Below are 16,910 nucleotides of genomic sequence, written 5' to 3'. Positions count from 1 at the left end.
TTCATGCGCATTTCTACCGCCCAGTATTACGAAACGACCGCCGCTAACTACCAGCGCACCTACACGAACATGATCAAGAGCAGTGCCGAAGCCAGCAGCATGACCAAGCTCAACACGGCCGCCGATGATCCGATAGGTGCCGCTCGATTGCTGCAGCTCGGGCAGCAGAGTTCGATGCTGGATCAGTACGCCGGCAACATCAGTAGCCTGAAGGGTGCGTACAGCCAGTCGGAAACAGCCCTGAGTTCCATTGGCAATGCCTTGCAGCGGGCCAAGGAGTTGGCGCTCGGCGCCAATAACGGTACCCAGACCGATGCGGACCGCCAGGCCGCTGCCCAGGAGTTGGGGCAAATCCAGAGTCAGGTGTTGGGCCTGATGAACAGTCAGGATGCCAACGGCAACTATCTGTTCGGCGGTTCGAAAACCAGTACGCCGCCGTACACGGCAAACTCCGACGGCACCTACAGTTACAATGGCGACCAGTCCAGGTTGAACCTGGCCATCGGCGATTCCATGTCGGTCGCCAGCAACACCACGGGTTGGGATGCTTTCCAGCAGGCGATCAACACCAGTCGTACCCAGAGCAGCATGACGGCACCGGCGGTGGATGACGGTCGGGTGACGCTGTCCAACGGTCAGGTCAGCAACACCGGGACTTACGATTCCAAATTTGCCGCTGGTCAGCCCTACACCGTGAACTTTCTCAGCAGTACGCAGCTGCAGATCACCGATAGCCTGGGCAATGATGTTACCGCCGAAGCCAGCCAGAACGGTGTGATCAGCAATAGCAACGGCGCCAACCAGACTGTCAGTTTCCGTGGTGTCGACCTGAGCTTGAACATCAATCTGAAGTCAGGGGATGTCCCGGATGCGGTGATTGCCGGCCATACGTTCCAGTTGTCGGCCCAGGCGGACACCATCAACGCATCGCGTAGCGCGGGCAACCCTTCCACGGCGGTGATCACTGGCGCTGTCCAGAGCAACTCGGCGGCCTATAACAGCACCTTCCCGGCGGGCGGGGCGATCCTCAAGTTCACCAGTGCCACCGCTTACGATCTTTATGCTTCGCCGATCACGGCAGGCAGCAAACCGGTTTCCTCGGGCATCACGGCGGGCGCCACGGCGACGGCGGCCGGGGTCACATTCACCCTCGGCGGTACTCCGGCGGCCGGTGATCAATTCGTGGTCCAGACCAATAACCACCAGACCCAGAACGTTCTGGACACCCTGGGGCAGTTGCGTACCGCGTTGAATACGCCGGCCGATAACAACCCGGTCGCCTTGCAAAAAATGCAAGCGGCGGTGGCTTCGGGAATTGGTAACCTGGACAGTGCGCAGGCGCAGGTGGGTTCGCAAATCACTTCCGTGGGCGTACGCGGCCAGGTCCTGGATGATCAAACGACAACCAATGAGAGCCTGGTGCTTGCCAACAAAGCCAGCCAGTCGGCGATTCGCGACTCCGACACGGCCGAGGTCATGACTCGCCTGACCCTGCAGCAAACCATGTTGCAGGCCGCGCAACTGGCGTTCAGCAAAGTCAGTCAGCTGGGCCTGTTCAACAAGATCTAAGGGGGGGGCTGGCGAGTAAGCGCCCGATCGTAACAACCGCCGAATACCAACCGCCTTTTTTCAGCGGTTTCAGGGGTTCACCCGACCGGGTGAGCCCCGCCGCTTGAGAGCCCTGCCGTGAATCCAGTCCCGCTAGTCAGCCTTGTCATTCCCGCCTTCAATCCACGCTTTTTCGGCAGGGCCCTGCGCAGCGCCTTGATCCAGCACTACGCGAACCTGGAGATCATTGTGTGCGATGACAGTCGCAACGATGAAATCAAGCAGGTTGTCGAGTCGTTGACCGCAGAGGCGGCAGGGCGCGTGCGCTATGTACGAAATCCGCAGACGCTGGGTTTTGTCGGCAATCTGCAGGCGTGTCTGGAGCAGGCGCAAGGCGAGTTCATCAAGTTTCTCTGTGATGACGATCAACTGTCCCCAGCCTGTATCGAGCGCCAGGCGCAAGTGCTGATCGAGCAGGCGGATATCAATCTGGTGCTTGCTCAGCGGGTATTCTGGGACGCTGACGATCACCCCTTGCCGTCGCGCCTGGAGAACAGCACGCTCTCGCCTGTATGCGGGATGTTCAAGGGCGATGACCTGCTGGCGATTTTCGAGAGCTTTCCGGTCAACTTCCTCGGCGGGTTCAGCAGTGCACTGTTTCGCCGTGAGGATGTGCTGGAGTTGTTGCCGGCTTTGACTCAGCCCGGTCATTGCTTTGTCGCATCGCTCGATCTTGCCTTGTACATTTGCCTGCTGCGACGGGGCAATCTGGCGCAGCTGAACTATGTCCTGAGTGTCGAGCGCCAGTATCCGGAACGGCTGATCCGTCAGCAGCCGATGAAAGATGCGGCCGACACGGAAAAGCAATGGCTGGTGCAAATGCTCAAGGTTCGTGGTGGCGAGGGAGCACCTGCGGCTGGCTGGGTTCGTTATCTGCCGTTGGCCCGGGCCGATGAGGCGCCGAGGGTCTGGGACGAGTTGCCCTTGAGTCGAACCCTGGGCGCGCGGCAGGCCAACCAGGAATATCGGGTTGGCATCGCCAGCGAAAGTTTTTCCCAGCTTTACGCGCAGTGGCTGGCCTGTCGCACGCTCAGTGATACTCAGCGGCGTCTATTGCCGGAAACGTTGGCCGGTTGGTCGCGGCAGCCGAAAATTGTTCCGATCATCATCGATGAGCAAGCCAGCCGCGCCGGTCTGGATATCACCCTTCAGAGCCTTGCCGGGCAGCTCTATGCGCCGGAACTGATACTGGTATTGTCCAGTGCCTGTACCGAAGCGCAGCTCGATGAGCGGGTATTCACCTTGCCGTTGCAGGAAGATTGGTGCCAGCAGCTCAATGAGTTGCTGGCACAACTGGACGGGGTTGACTGGTTCTATGTCGTGCGTGCCGCAGATCGTCTGGTGGAGCCAGCGTTGCTGCTGCTGGCCGAGCGTATCTGCGCCTCGCCAAGCGCTCTGTGCATCTACGGCGATGAGGGTGGTTTGCGTGACGGTGAATCGGTAGACCCCGTCTTCAAGCCGGACTTCAATCTGGACCTCATGCGCAGTTACCCCTATGTAGGACGGTCTCTGGCATTTGAGCGCGAGCGCTTCCTGGCGCTGGGCGGTTTCAACTCGTGCTATGGCGAGCTGGCACCGCACGATGTGCTTTGGCGCATGGTCGAGGATGACGGCATTCAGGCCGTCGAACATATCGCCGAGGTATTGCTGGAATCGACGCTTGGCTTGTCTCAGTGGCTCGCGTTGCCCGAGGTGATCGAACTCAACCCGCAGGTGCTGGAGGCGCATCTTCAGCGTATGGGGGTTGCCCATGAGATTCGCCAAGGCAGTTTTACTCTGCTCAATCGCGTCGATTACCGGCACGCGGAACGGCCGCTGGTGTCGATCATCATTGTCTGCAAGGACCAGTTGGCGGTGCTGCAACGCTGTGTCGAGAGCCTGCTGGAGAAAACCGCCTACAGCGAATACGAGCTGTTGCTGATCGACAACGGCAGTGAAACCCCGCAGGCGCTTGACTGGCTGGCCGGTATGGCGCAGTTGGGCAGTGACAGGTTGCGGGTGCTGGAGTATCCGCAGCAGGGTAATGTCGCGGCGATTCGCAACTTCGCGGCGCAGCAGGCACAGGGCGAATACTTGTTGATGCTCGACCCTTATGTGGTGGTCACCCGTGCGGACTGGCTGGATGAGCTGCTCAACCATGGGCAGCGCCCGGAAGTCGGTGTGGTGGGGGCCAAGCTGTTCAACCCGGACGGTCGTATTCTGCATGCTGGCCTCATTCTCGGGCTGCAAGGGCCGGCCGGTTCGCCGTTTTTCGGCGATTCGCTGGACGCGGTCGGCTACATGCACCGGTTGCAGGTGGTCCAGGACTTGAGTGCGGTCGGTGCCGATTGCCTGATGGTGCGCAAACAGGTCTTTGACAGTGTGGGCGGTCTTCAAGAGCAGGACTTTGCCTCGACCCTCAGCGAGGTGGATCTGTGTCTGCGTGTCCGCCAAAGCGGCTATCTGGTGGTATGGACGCCGTATGCCCAGCTGGCTCTCGGAACCCAACCTGCAGTAGCGCCGGACGTTGCCCAGCAGGCGCTTCGAGGAAAGGAACAGGAAAGGTTCTACCAGCGCTGGCTGCCCGTCGTTGCCCGCGATCCTGCTTACAACCCTAACCTGATGTTGAATACGCTGGGGGGTTCCAGTTTCAGTCTGGAGCCAGGCTTGCGCACAGGATGGAACCCGTTTTCCATTCGCCAGGTACCGAAGGTGATGGGCCTGCCGGTCAACTCCTCGGCTGTCGGGCATTATCGGGTGATACAGCCACTGGTTGAGCTGGAGGCGGCAGGCCGGGCGGGCGGGCGTATCTACCATGACCTGCCTACGATCATCGAGATCGAGCGCGAATCGCCCGATGTTATCGTTTTGCAGGGGCGCTACAGCGAAGGGCCGATCAATGAGATCGCCAATTTGAAACCCTACACCAACGCCCGACTGATTTTCGAGCTGGATGACTATGTCATCCAGGCCCCGAAAAAAAACGCGCACATTCGCAATATGCCGGACAACGTCGAGATGGAACGTCTGGTCCGGCGCGCCATCGGTCTGTGTGATCGGGTGGTGGTATCGACCCAGCCTCTGGCCGATGCGTTGTCGTCCATGCACCATGACATTCGGGTCGTACCGAACATGCTGGCGACCGAGCTATGGGGCGATCTGCGCAGTCAGCGCCGCACCTCGAGAAAACCACGGGTAGGTTGGGGCGGTGGCACCAGTCACTCGGGTGATCTGGCAATCATTGCCGACGTCGTCCGCGAATTGGCCAGCGAAGTGGATTGGGTTTTCTTCGGCATGTGCCCGGAGGAATTGCGCCCTTACATGCACGAATTCCATGGCGTTATCGACCTCAGTATCTACCCGGCGAAACTGGCCAGTCTGAATCTGGACCTGGCCCTGGCGCCGCTGGAGTTTCATATCTTCAACGACTGCAAGAGCAATCTGCGCTTGCTGGAGTATGGCGCCTGTGGCTACCCGGTGGTGTGTACCGACACCGCAGCCTATCGAGGTTATCTGCCGTGTACACGAGTCATCACCAACAGTACTGATGAATGGCTGCAGGCCATTCGCATGCACCTGGCCGACCCGGATGCCAGCTACCGCATGGGTGATGAGCTGCGCGAAGCGGTGCTGCGCGATTACATGCTGCGCGCAGATAATTTACGGTATTGGGAAAATGGCTGGCTGGCCGATTAAAGTCGCCCGCCATCAAAAGATCGCAGGCTCCTGCGATCTTTTGATTCTGACCGCTCTATCACCCCGCCTCACACACCGTCGCAAAGCCCCTTGAAAAGATTGCAGTCTGCGCCGGCGCCGGTGGCGGTTCGAGCTGGCGCGTTTCCTGCAAGTCCCCCATATATCGCCATAAATCGTGCATTTCCGGCGCTGCCTGAAAGGCATCGAGCGGCGTTGAGCGTTTTATCCAGAAGGCCTGCAAAAGCTTGATACAGCTTGGCTGAGCCCTGTGACGAACAAGAGGGGACAAGATGAAGGCAGTTATTCTGGCGGGTGGCCTGGGTACGCGGATCAGCGAAGAATCGCACCTCAAGCCCAAGCCAATGATCGAGATCGGCGGCAAGCCAATTCTCTGGCACATCATGAAGCAGTACTCCGCACACGGAATTCACGATTTCGTGATTTGCCTGGGGTACAAGGGCTACGCGATCAAGGACTTCTTCGCCAACTACTTCCTGCACACCTCTGACGTCACTTTCGACATGTGTAACAACCGCATGGACGTTCACCAGAACTACAGCGAGCCTTGGCGTGTCACCCTGATCGACACCGGTGAAGAGACCATGACCGGCGGGCGTTTGCGTCGCGCCAGTCGTTACGTCGAAGACGAGAAGGCGTTCTGTTTTACCTACGGCGATGGCGTGTCGGATCTGAATATCGGCGCGCTGGTGGATTTCCACTTGAGCAACGGCAAGCTGGCCACGGTCACGGCGGTGCAGCCGCCGGGGCGTTACGGCGCGCTGGAGCGTGACGGTGATCTGGTTCGTGGTTTCACCGAAAAACCTCGCGGTGATGGCGGCTGGATTAACGGTGGCTTCTTTGTCTTGTCGCCCAAAGTGCTGCCGCTGATCACCGCTGACGAGACGGTCTGGGAGTCCGAGCCGTTGACGACCCTGGCCGCCCAGGGCCAGTTGAATGCGTTCCAGCACGATGGTTTCTGGCATCCAATGGACACCCTGCGTGACAAGAACCATCTGGAGCATCTGTGGCAAAGCGGGGAGGCCCCGTGGAAGCAATGGGACTGAGTCCGCAGTTCTGGCACGGCAAGCGGGTGCTGTTGACCGGTCACACCGGTTTCAAAGGCAGTTGGTTGACGTTATGGCTGCAAAGCCTGGGGGCCGAGGTCAGCGGTTTTGCCCTGGATCCGTCCACCGGGCCGAGCCTGTTCGAACTGGCGCGCGTCGCTGAAGGCATCAACGATCAGCGTGGTGATTTGCGTGATCTGGCCGCCTTGCTGGAACTGATCGCCGAGGTTCAGCCAGAAATCGTCCTGCATCTGGCGGCGCAGCCGCTGGTGCGTGAAGGCTACCGCGACCCGCTCGGGACCTACTCGAGCAATGTCATGGGTACGCTCAACCTGCTGGAAGCGATTCGCCAGGTCGGCGGGGTACGTGCCTGCGTGTTGGTGACCACCGACAAGGTCTACGCCAATCAGGAGTGGCCGTGGCCCTATCGTGAGGACGAAGCCCTCGGTGGCCATGATCCTTACAGCAGCAGCAAGGCCTGTTGCGAGTTGCTCGCGCAGTCATACGCTGCCTCGTTTTTCCCCACAGAACGTTATGCCGAACACGGCCTGGCCCTGGCCACCGCGCGCGCCGGGAATGTCCTCGGTGGCGGCGATTTCGCCCCGGAGCGTTTGATCCCCGATGTGCTCAAGGCCTGGTCGGCGAATGAGCCGGTCACCCTGCGTTATCCACAGGCCGTTCGCCCTTGGCAGCATGCTCTGGAACCCCTGGCAGGTTACCTGCAACTGGCGGCGGGGCTCTTTGAGCATGGGCCGAAATTCGCCGGTGCCTGGAACTTCGGGCCTGGCGAAGGCGACATGTGCAGCGTCGGCGAAGTGGTTGAGCTGCTCTCCAGGCGCTGGCCGCAAGCGCGGGGTTTGCGCATAGAACCGAGTGATTTGCATGAGGCCGGTCTCTTGCGCCTGGACAGCAGCCGTGCCCGTCAGTTGCTGGCGTGGCAACCGCGCTGGTCGTTGCAAGAGTGCCTGACGCAGACCCTGGATTGGCACCTGGCCTGGGAAAATGGTGATGACATGCGTGCCATCACCCTGGATCAGTTGAGCCTTTACCGGGGGGCGCTGTGAGCGAGTTCCGGATCAGTGCATTGCCTCTCAACGGTTTGTTCAGTGTTCAGCACAAGCGTCATGAAGATCCGCGCGGGCACTTCGCCCGACTGTTCTGCGAAGGCAGCCTGAGCGCCTTTGGCGAGCCGTTCCATATTCGTCAGATCAATCACTCCTGCACCCGTGAGCGCGGTAGCGTGCGTGGTTTGCATTATCAGAATGCCCAGGCGCCGGAAGCCAAGCTGATTACTTGTCTGCGCGGTGAAGTCTGGGACGTTGCGGTCGACCTGCGACCGGACTCGGCCACCTTCCTGCAGTGGCACGCCGAGCATCTGTGCGCTGGCGACGGCCGCAGCCTGTTGATTCCGGCCGGCTTCGCCCATGGCTTCCAGACCCTGAGCGACGACGCCGAGCTGCTTTATCTGCATAGCGCCGATTATGCCCCGGATCACGAGGGTGGCCTGTCGGTGCTCGACCCGCGCCTGGCGATTGCCTGGCCCAACCCTGTCAAAAATCTGTCGGCCCGGGATGCCGCTCATCCCCGGATCGATGACCATTTCCCTGGAGTGCGTCTATGAACTGCCGAGGTTGCGGCATCCCGTTGGCTTTGCCGTTGATCGATCTGGGCACCTCGCCACCGTCCAACGCGTACCTGCGGGCTGACCAGTTGGAGCAGGCCGAGCAGTGGGTGCCGTTGAAAGTGGCGGTCTGCCAGGCATGCTGGCTGGTTCAGACCCAGGACTACACCAGCGCCGATAGTCTGTTCGATGCCGACTATGCGTACTTCAGTTCCTTTTCCAGCACCTGGCTGGCCCATGCCGAGCGCTATGTGGCCGAGATGGTCGAGCGTTTCGGGCTGAGCGCCGACAGTCGTGTGGTGGAAATTGCCGCCAACGATGGTTACTTGCTGCAGTACGTTGCACAGCGCGGTATCCGTTGCCTGGGCGTCGAGCCGACCCGCAGCACGGCGCAAGCTGCGCGGGAGAAGGGGCTGGAAATACGCGAACTGTTCTTCGGCCGCGACACGGCGTTGCAGTTGCTCGGCGAGGGTTGGGCGGCGGATTTGATGGCGGCCAACAACGTGTTGGCCCATGTGCCGGAGATCAATGATTTTCTCGGCGGGTTTGCAACCCTGCTCAAGCCGACCGGCGTCGCGACGTTCGAATTTCCTCACTTGCTGACGCTGATGGCCGGTCAGCAGTTCGACACTCTTTACCATGAACACTATTCCTATCTGTCGCTGAGCGCCGTACAGCGTTTGTGCGAACGCAACGGTCTGGAAGTCTTCGATGTCGGCGAACTGCCGACCCATGGCGGCTCACTGCGGGTTTTCGTGCAGCGCGCCGATGGCCAGCGTCGTGAGGTGCAACCAGCGGTGCAGCAGCAATTGCAGAGCGAGTTGGCAGCAGGCGTGAAAACCCCGGAGTACTACGCCACCCTGGCCCCCGCTGCCGAGCGCATCAAGCACGAACTGCTGCGCTTTCTGTTGCAGGCCAAGGCCGACGGCAAGCGGGTGGTCGGCTACGGCGCCGCAGCCAAAGGCAACACCTTGCTCAACTATGCGGGGGTCAAACCGGACCTGCTGGCCTGGGTGGCGGATGCCAGCCCGCACAAGCAGGGCAAGTTCTTGCCGGGCAGTCGCATTCCCGTGGTTTCTCCCGAACGGATTGAAATCGAGAAGCCGGATTACGTCCTGGTGCTGCCATGGAATCTGCTGGATGAGATCACCCAGCAATACGCAGTTGTGCGCAACTGGGGCGCTCGTTTTGTCGTTGCCATTCCGGAGTTGAGCTTCAGATGAGCCGAATTCATTACACCAAGCCCAGTGTGGGCGAGCTGGAAGCCAAGTATGTGCTGGATGCCGTGCAGCATGGCTGGGGCGAGCGTTGCTACGAATACATCACGCGTTTCGAAAAAACCTTCGCGCAGCACATGGGCGTGCCGTACGCCATCGCGACATCCAGTTGCACCGGTGCCTTGCACATGGGGATGGCGGCGCTGGGTATCGGCCCGGGCGATGAAGTGATTCTGGCCAACACCAACTGGATCGCCTCGGCGGCGCCCATCGATTACCTGGGTGCCACACCGGTCTTTGTCGACGTGTTGCCGGACAGCTGGTGCCTGGATCCGCAGCAGGTCCGGCAAGCCATTACGCCGCGGACCAAAGCCATTGTGGCGGTGCACCTGTACGGCAACCTGTGCGATCTGGACGCATTGCTGGATATCGGTCGCGAACACGGCATTGCCGTCGTCGAAGACGCCGCCGAAGCCATTGGCTCGCAATGGCGTGGAAAAGCGGCCGGCTCGCTGGGGGCCTTCGGTGCGTTCTCCTTTCATGGCACCAAGACCATGACCACCGGGGAAGGCGGGATTTTCGTGACCTCGGACAAGGCGCTGTATGAGCGGGTGCTTACGCTCTCCAATCACGGCCGGGTCAATGGCAGCACGCGCCAGTTCTGGCCGGATTTCATCGGCTTCAAATACAAGATGAGCAACCTGCAGGCGGCGATCGGGTGTGCCCAGATCGAACGTGTCGATGAGCTGATCGCACGCAAGCGCGCGATCTTCGATCGTTATGCCCAAGGGCTGCTGGATATCCCGGTGCTGTCCATGAACCCGCAACCGGATCATTCCAGGAACGGCTACTGGATGCCCACGGTGGTGTTCGACGCCAGTACCGGTGTCACTCGGGAGATGTTGATCGAAGCCTTTCAAGCTGCCGACATCGATGCCCGGGTGTTTTTCTGGCCGTTGTCGGCGCTACCGATGTTTGCCGATAAACCGGTGGATACACCAATGGCGTTTTCGCTGTCGGAGCGGGCCATCAACCTGCCGAGCTATCACGACATGAGCGATGCCGATCAGCAGCGGGTGATCGATGTTATTCGCACCGTCTGCAAGCAAAGGAATCTGCTGTGAACGTCTACTTGTTGGGCGCGGCGAACCCTGAAGCGGTGCGCATGATTGGTTCAGTCCAGCGTGCCAGCCCCACGGTGAAATTTGCCTTCCTGGACAACGATGCGGCCAAGCACGGCACGCTGTTTTACGGCATTGCGGTGATCGGCGGGGTGGAGCGGGTGGCCGACTTGAAGGGACCGGACACGCGCTTCGTGAACCTGATCACCCGCGATACCAAAACCCGTTACGAGACGACCCGGCAGATCATCGAAGCCGGCGGAACACTGGGCAACTTTCTGCACCCGGGTATTGACCTGGCCATGACGCAATTGGGGACGGGCAACTATCTCCAGGAAGGCGTGATCATTCAGGCCGAAGTGTCCCTGGGCGATAACAGCAGCATCAGTTACGGCAGTCTGATCGGACACGAGGGCCGGATCGGTCACTCCGTGTTCATGGCGCCTGGTGTCGCTATCGCTGGCTGTGTCGAGGTCGGCGATGGGGCCTTCATCGGCACCAACGCCACCATCCTGCCGCGTTTGCGCATCGGTCGCTGGGCCACGGTCGGCGCCGGGGCGGTGGTCACCAGGGATGTCCCTGACTACGCGGTGGTCGTGGGTAATCCCGCCCGAATTATCAAGACTCAGACTGTTCCTTATCGGGACGGCCGGGTTTTCAACTAATAAAAACCCCCGTATCGGAGTGTTTGCATGAATCCTCATGAGCAGTTTCGTGAAGAAGTAAGCCAGAACATCGAAGGCTTGCAGCAAGACAAAAAGCTTCAGGCTGAGTCGCTGGATTGGGTCGGTGTCACGGCCAGGCACAAGTACACCTACAACTTCAGCTGGATGGGCCGGCCGATCATTCAGTTCCCTCAGGACATGGTCGCCATGCAGGAAATCATCTGGGACCTGCGCCCTGATGTGATCGTCGAAACGGGCATTGCCCATGGCGGCTCCCTGGTGTTTTACGCCTCAATGCTGGAGCTGATCGGCCACGGCGAAGTGCTGGGTGTGGATATCGACATTCGTCAACACAATCGCGAAGCCATTGAAGCCCACCCGATGGCGAGACGGATCAGCATGATCCAGGGGTCGAGCATCGATCCGGCCATCGTTGATGAAGTTCGTGCGCGGGTTGCCGGCAAGACAGTGCTGGTGGTTCTGGACTCCAACCATACCCACGAACACGTGCTTGAAGAGTTGCGCCTGTATGCACCGCTGGTTTCGGTCGGCAGCTACTGCGTGGTGATGGACACCGTGGTCGAAGACATGCCGCAAGATGCCTTCCCGGATCGTCCCTGGGGCAAGGGCGACAATCCGAAAACCGCGGTCTGGGCCTACCTGGAAGAGAACCGCGACTTCGAGATCGATGCACGGATTCACAGCAAGCTGCTGATCACCGTGGCGCCGGACGGCTATCTGCGTCGGGTTCGTTAAGCAACGACATCATTGTTGAGTTCATCGGGCGATACGCCGGTTGTGGGGAAAAATTATGCAAGGCAAGTACGGTTCTGAAAGCGGATTACCACTGAACGAGTTGTTGACGGTGGTCCTGATTACCCACAACCGTCCGGCATTTGCGCGCCGGGCGGTGAAGTTTTACAGCGCCTTGCCTTGCAGGATTCTGGTGCTGGACTCTTCGACTCAGGCCACCGATGGCATCGATGGCGTGTACCCCTCGGTCGACTATCAGCACCTGCCGCAGTACGGCTACTGGGGCATTCGGGCCAAGCTCGACTACGGCGTGCAGCAAGTCACCACGCCCTACATGGTGTTTGCCGCCGACGATGACTTCATCGTGCATGATGCCCTCGACGCTTCGGTCTCGTTCCTGGAAGCGAACCCCGATTACGGCATGTGCCATGGCTATTGCCTGATGTACCTGGCCCTGGCCAACAGCGTGAGCTACTACCGTCGGGACAAGAAGGTCTGTGAAGACTATTCGTCCGAGCGCGCTCAGGATCGTGTCATCGATTTCATGCATCAGTACATCCCGCCGTTCTATGCCGTTCACCGCACCGCGTTGTTGCGTGACTGGTACGCGGTCATGCCGGAGGACACCATCTTCGAATGGCAGGAAATCGGCCATGCGTACTACATGCTGGCAATGGCCAAGGCGCGAATTCTGCCGATTCCTTATGTGGTGCGAGAGGTCAATTACCTGGAGTCGGAGCACAACACCGAGATCTACAGCACCCTGACCCTCGGCGATGCCAAATCGGTGGCCGATCGTGAGGCGTTTGCCCAATTACTGGCGACGCTGCCGAGTACCCGCACCGGCCTCGACCCGGAACAGGCCAGGCAGTTGGCACTGGACAGTTTCGAGGCGATGGCCGACAGCTTGCGCACCCGTCGGGCGCTGACGGCGGAGCCGATTTTCGAGTCGCGCTGGACCAATGTGCAGAAGGGGCCGGACCGCCGATTCGGGCTTTTGCAGTACGTCGAAATGCCTTTTTACAATCAGGCGTTCTTCGACCTGTTGAGCCAGTTCGAGTTTCTGCTGCACGCCATGCCGGCCGGCCGCGTTCAGCTTCAGGGGCTCGAAGGTATCTGGACCCAGCAGGAAGACCTGATGCGGCCCCGCAACAACGACACCGCCGAAAGCGTAGTCGAGCGGCTGGGGTATGCGTACGACAGCAGCCCGTTCAACCGTCGGGTGGTCAAGCGCCTGGCGCAACAGTTGGAGCTTATGGGCGAAGCGCACGACGCACGTGACATGTTCGCCTGGGCCGAGCGTCTGGACGCGGTATCGACTCAAGGCAATGACGAGGTGTTCGGTGCCATGCGTTCCGGTCGCCTGCTCAAGTGGCTGGCGGCACGCACCCCGGACGCTGACGAAGTCGCCGCGACGTCGCGTTATCTGGCCGCCCACAACGGTGGTCCGCAGTTTGGCATTCTGGTGCTGGACCTGGACAACGACGCAGCCAGGCTACAGACCACCCTCGACAGTCTGCTGGAAGGTCACAGCCACGCGTTCAAGATCGTGGTGTTCACTACCGGCGAGGCGCTGGCGGCGACGACGGTGCACAACACTCTGCACTTTGTTTGCGTGACCCAGGCCAACTATGTCGACAAACTCAATCAGATCGCGCGTCAGTCGCCGTGCGACTGGTTGCTGCTGACTGAGGCGGGCGACGAGTTCACCGCCGGTGGCCTGTTGCGCGCCGGTCTGGAACTGCAAGCCGCCCCCGAATGCCGGGCGGTGGCCACCGATGAGATTCAGCGTGACGCCAATGGCGCATTGGTCGATGTATTCCGTCCAGGCTTCAACCTCGACCTTCTGCAAAGCCTGCCGGCGCTGATGGCGCGGCACTGGCTGATCCGCAAGGATGTGCTATTGGAGGCGGGCGGTTACAAGGCCGACTTCAGCAAGGCCCTGGAATTCGACTTGCTGCTGCGCATCATCGAGGAGGGTGGCATGGCCTGGCTGGCCCACCTGGACGAGCCGTTGTTGATCGCCCGGGCACCAGTGCCGCAAGACAACGCCCACGAACGTCAGGCGTTGATTCGTCACCTCGCGACTCGCGGATACAAGGCGCAAATCAGCTCAACCGAACCGGGTACCTATCACATCGATTACCGCCACCCCGAGCGTCCGTTGGTGTCGATCATCGTTCACAGCCAGGACAACCTGCAGGAGTTGCAGCGTTGCCTGACCGGCATTCTGCAGAGAACCCGCTACACCCGTTATGAAGTACTGATCGCCGACAACGCGAGCCAGTCGCCCGAGGTCACGCAGTGGCTGGCCGGCCTTGGACAACCGGGTGACAAGGTCCGTGTTCTGCGGGCCGAAGAGCGACTCAGTGTGTCGGCTTTGTACAATCTGGCCGGTCAGCAGGCTCAGGGTGAATACCTGGTGCTGCTGGCGGCGGACAGTGAAGTGGTCAACCCGAACTGGCTCGAATCCCTGCTCAACCAGGCCCAGCGTCCAGAGGTTGGCGTGGTCGGCGCCAAGCTGCTCGACCGCGACGGCAAAGTGACTCAGGCCGGGTTGATTCTGGGCATGAACGACAGTGTCGGTTCTGCCTTCGTCGGTGAGTCGAAGGATGCCAAGGGCTACCTGAATCGCCTGGTGCTGGAACAGAACTATTCGGCCGTCTCGGCAGTGTGCCTGATGATCCGCAAAGCACTGTTCGACGAAGTCGCAGGGCTGGACGAAAACGCATTCGCCGAAGCCTTCGGTGATGTCGACCTGTGCCTGAAAGCGGGCCAGGCCGGCTATCTGGTGGTGTGGACTCCGCAAGTGCAGGTCATCCACCCAGGCAACCTGCCCGACGCACCGCAGGCCCTCGAAGCCTTGCGCGAAAAGTGGGCCGGGCCGTTCCAGCACGATCTGGCCTACAACAAGAACCTCGCCCTGACCGGCAAGGGGTTCACCCTTGGCAGCGCTTGCGGTGTGGATTGGGCGCGGTTGCTGGTTTAAGTCTGGCGCACAGGTAAAAGGATTCACGGCATGTTCAACGGTAAATCGATTTTCATCTCCGGCGGCACCGGTTCGTTCGGCCGCAATTTTATCCGCCGGCTGCTTGAGCAGTACCAGCCCAAGCGCGTGGTGGTGTTCTCGCGCGACGAACTCAAGCAGTACGAGATGCAGCAGACCTTCAATGCACCCTGCATGCGTTATTTTCTGGGTGACGTGCGCGATGCCGAGCGTTTGCGCCAGGCCATGCGCGGCATCGATTACGTGGTGCACGCAGCGGCCCTCAAGCAAGTGCCGGCGGCCGAGTACAATCCCACCGAATGCATCCGCACCAACGTCAACGGCGCGGAAAACATCATCGCTGCGGCCATCGACAATGGTGTGAAAAAAGTCATTGCCTTGTCCACGGACAAGGCCGCGAGCCCGATCAACCTGTATGGCGCGACCAAGCTGCTGTCGGACAAATTGTTCGTCGCGGCGAACAATATCGCCGGCGATCAGCAAACCCGCTTTGCCGTGGTGCGCTACGGCAACGTTGCCGGTTCCCGCGGGTCTGTCGTGCCGTTTTTCAGCAAGTTGATTGCCGAGGGCGCGCGGCAGCTGCCGATCACCGACGAGCGCATGACCCGCTTCTGGATCACTCTGGATCACGGCGTGCAGTTCGTGCTCGACAGCTTTGCCCGTATGCACGGTGGTGAAGTTTTCGTACCGAAGATCCCGTCGATTCGTATTGTCGATCTGGCAAGTGGCATGGCCGGACATCTGTCGCATAAAAACGTCGGGATCCGTCCGGGTGAAAAGCTCCACGAACTGATGGTGCCCCTCGACGATGCGCGCATGACCCTGGAGTTTGCCGATCACTACACCATTCAGCCGTCGATTCGCTTTACCAGTGTCGATGTCGACTTCTCTGTGGATGGTCTGGGCGAGCGGGGCAAGTCGGTGAATGAAGACTTCGAGTACCGCTCCGACACCAATCCGCAATTCCTCTCGGTCGGGCAGATCGCCGAGCTGCACGCTGAGCTGTCGGCATGATCCCGTACGGTCGGCAAAGCCTGGATCAGGCGGATATCGATGCGGTGGTTGCCGTGTTGCAGTCCGACTGGTTGACCCAGGGCCCGACTATCGAGCGTTTTGAGCAGGCAATGGCTAAACGTTGCGAGGCCGGTTTTGCGGTGGCAGTCTGCAACGCCACCGCGGCCTTGCACATCGCCTGCCTGGCAGCCGGGCTCGGACCGGGTGACCGACTCTGGACCACCCCGAATACTTTCCTGGCGTCGGCCAACTGCGGACGTTACTGCGGCGCCGAAGTGGATTTCGTCGATATCGATCCGCTGACCTGGAACCTCGATGCCAACGCGCTGGCGATCAAGCTCCAGGCGGCGGAGCGCAGCGACACGTTGCCAAAAGTGCTGGTGGCGGTGGCCTTCTCCGGGCAGAGCTGTGACCTGCAGGCCATCGGCAAACTCGCCGGGCAGTATGGCTTCACGGTGATCGAAGATGCCTCTCACGCGGTCGGCGCTTCTTATTGCGGGCGCCCCGTGGGTTGCGGTGAATACGCGGCAATGACGGTGTTCAGTTTTCATCCGGTGAAAATCATCACCAGTGCCGAAGGCGGGATGGTGCTGACCAATCGCCCGGAATTGGCTGAACGTTTACAGCGTTTGCGCAGCCACGGCATGACTCGCGACCCTGCGCAGATGACTGAACCGAGCCACGGCCCCTGGTACTACCAGCAGATCGAGCTGGGTTTCAACTACCGGATTACTGACCTTCAGGCCGCGCTGGGGCTTTCGCAACTGGATAAACTTGAAGGTTTTATCGCGCGGCGTCGTGAGCTGGCCGCCCGCTATGATCGGTTACTGGCAGATCTGCCGTTGACCCTGCCAAGTGCTCAATCCGGTGCAGAGTCAGCCTGGCATCTGTACGTGGTACGCCTGCAGCTCGAGCGGATCAAACTCAGTCATCGAGAGGTCTTCGAGGCGCTGCGCGCGTCCGGGGTCGGGGTTAATCTGCACTATATTCCGGTACACCTGCAGCCGTATTACCGCGAGCAGGGTTTCACCGAAGGCGACTTCCCTGAAGCGCAGCGCTACTACGCGCAAGCCATCAGCTTGCCGATGTTTCCAATCCTGAGTGATGAGCAACAGGATTATGTGGTCGAGCAGTTGCGGCGCTTGGTCGGCTGAACAGCTGCCCA

General features: G+C 60.3%; 12 protein-coding genes. All 12 read left to right on the top strand.

Annotation, left to right across the window (positions count from 1 at the left end; translation table 11 throughout):
- Nucleotides 1–3: 3 nt before the first annotated feature.
- The 12 genes from AC07VR_RS19435 to pseC all read left to right on the top strand — a co-directional run bounded on the left by AC07VR_RS19435 (nt 4) and on the right by pseC (nt 16,899).
- Complete coding sequence (locus tag AC07VR_RS19435) at nt 4–1,569, top strand: flagellar hook-associated protein 3 (RefSeq protein ID WP_495012226.1); 1,566 nt, start codon at nt 4–6, stop codon at nt 1,567–1,569.
- A 117-nt stretch (nt 1,570–1,686) separates the two neighbouring features.
- Nucleotides 1,687–5,283: a glycosyltransferase gene (locus AC07VR_RS19430; RefSeq protein ID WP_495012225.1), complete on the top strand. Its 3,597-nt coding sequence runs from the start codon at nt 1,687–1,689 to the stop codon at nt 5,281–5,283.
- Between the two features lie 290 nt (nt 5,284–5,573).
- Entirely contained in the window at nt 5,574–6,347 is a 774-nt protein-coding gene (rfbF, locus tag AC07VR_RS19425) for a glucose-1-phosphate cytidylyltransferase (protein WP_494994245.1), read from the top strand.
- Nucleotides 6,329–7,411 (top strand): CDP-glucose 4,6-dehydratase, encoded by a 1,083-nt coding sequence (gene rfbG / locus AC07VR_RS19420; RefSeq protein ID WP_494994244.1) that lies wholly within the window; start codon nt 6,329–6,331, stop codon nt 7,409–7,411. The genes rfbF and rfbG overlap by 19 nt, the downstream gene beginning before the upstream one ends.
- A complete protein-coding gene (locus AC07VR_RS19415; protein WP_495012224.1) occupies nt 7,408–7,968 on the top strand; it encodes a dTDP-4-dehydrorhamnose 3,5-epimerase family protein in 561 nt (186 codons plus the stop codon). The genes rfbG and AC07VR_RS19415 overlap by 4 nt, the downstream gene beginning before the upstream one ends.
- Nucleotides 7,965–9,191 (top strand): methyltransferase domain-containing protein, encoded by a 1,227-nt coding sequence (locus AC07VR_RS19410; protein WP_495012223.1) that lies wholly within the window; start codon nt 7,965–7,967, stop codon nt 9,189–9,191. The genes AC07VR_RS19415 and AC07VR_RS19410 overlap by 4 nt, the downstream gene beginning before the upstream one ends.
- Nucleotides 9,188–10,309 carry a DegT/DnrJ/EryC1/StrS family aminotransferase gene (locus AC07VR_RS19405; protein ID WP_495012222.1) on the top strand — a complete coding sequence of 374 codons (1,122 nt, stop codon included), beginning with the start codon at nt 9,188–9,190 and terminating at the stop codon, nt 10,307–10,309. The genes AC07VR_RS19410 and AC07VR_RS19405 overlap by 4 nt, the downstream gene beginning before the upstream one ends.
- Nucleotides 10,306–10,971: an acetyltransferase gene (locus AC07VR_RS19400; protein WP_495012221.1), complete on the top strand. Its 666-nt coding sequence runs from the start codon at nt 10,306–10,308 to the stop codon at nt 10,969–10,971. Before AC07VR_RS19405 ends, AC07VR_RS19400 begins: the two co-directional genes overlap by 4 nt.
- Before the next feature lie 27 nt (nt 10,972–10,998).
- Entirely contained in the window at nt 10,999–11,727 is a 729-nt protein-coding gene (locus AC07VR_RS19395; protein ID WP_495012220.1) for a cephalosporin hydroxylase family protein, read from the top strand.
- Between the two features lie 55 nt (nt 11,728–11,782).
- Nucleotides 11,783–14,713 carry a TIGR00180 family glycosyltransferase gene (locus tag AC07VR_RS19390; protein WP_495012219.1) on the top strand — a complete coding sequence of 977 codons (2,931 nt, stop codon included), beginning with the start codon at nt 11,783–11,785 and terminating at the stop codon, nt 14,711–14,713.
- A 30-nt stretch (nt 14,714–14,743) separates the two neighbouring features.
- Complete coding sequence (gene pseB / locus AC07VR_RS19385) at nt 14,744–15,745, top strand: UDP-N-acetylglucosamine 4,6-dehydratase (inverting) (RefSeq protein ID WP_494994237.1); 1,002 nt, start codon at nt 14,744–14,746, stop codon at nt 15,743–15,745.
- Complete coding sequence (gene pseC / locus AC07VR_RS19380; protein ID WP_495012218.1) at nt 15,742–16,899, top strand: UDP-4-amino-4,6-dideoxy-N-acetyl-beta-L-altrosamine transaminase; 1,158 nt, start codon at nt 15,742–15,744, stop codon at nt 16,897–16,899. The genes pseB and pseC overlap by 4 nt, the downstream gene beginning before the upstream one ends.
- The last annotated feature ends 11 nt before the right edge of the window (nt 16,900–16,910 follow it).

Source organism: Pseudomonas sp. GW821-FHT02H09 (assembly GCF_059421425.1).
This window is presented reverse-complemented; position numbering and strand designations above follow the sequence as displayed.

What these genes read in the sequence shown, in the direction of transcription:
- AC07VR_RS19390 (WP_495012219.1), top strand. Translation starts at nt 11,783, where the DNA reads ATGCAAGGCAAGTACGGTTCTGAAAGCGGATTACCACTGAACGAGTTG.
- AC07VR_RS19410 (WP_495012223.1), top strand. Translation starts at nt 7,965, where the DNA reads ATGAACTGCCGAGGTTGCGGCATCCCGTTGGCTTTGCCGTTGATCGAT.
- rfbF (WP_494994245.1), top strand. Translation starts at nt 5,574, where the DNA reads ATGAAGGCAGTTATTCTGGCGGGTGGCCTGGGTACGCGGATCAGCGAA.
- AC07VR_RS19435 (WP_495012226.1), top strand. Translation starts at nt 4, where the DNA reads ATGCGCATTTCTACCGCCCAGTATTACGAAACGACCGCCGCTAACTAC.
- AC07VR_RS19395 (WP_495012220.1), top strand. Translation starts at nt 10,999, where the DNA reads ATGAATCCTCATGAGCAGTTTCGTGAAGAAGTAAGCCAGAACATCGAA.
- pseB (WP_494994237.1), top strand. Translation starts at nt 14,744, where the DNA reads ATGTTCAACGGTAAATCGATTTTCATCTCCGGCGGCACCGGTTCGTTC.
- pseC (WP_495012218.1), top strand. Translation starts at nt 15,742, where the DNA reads ATGATCCCGTACGGTCGGCAAAGCCTGGATCAGGCGGATATCGATGCG.
- AC07VR_RS19405 (WP_495012222.1), top strand. Translation starts at nt 9,188, where the DNA reads ATGAGCCGAATTCATTACACCAAGCCCAGTGTGGGCGAGCTGGAAGCC.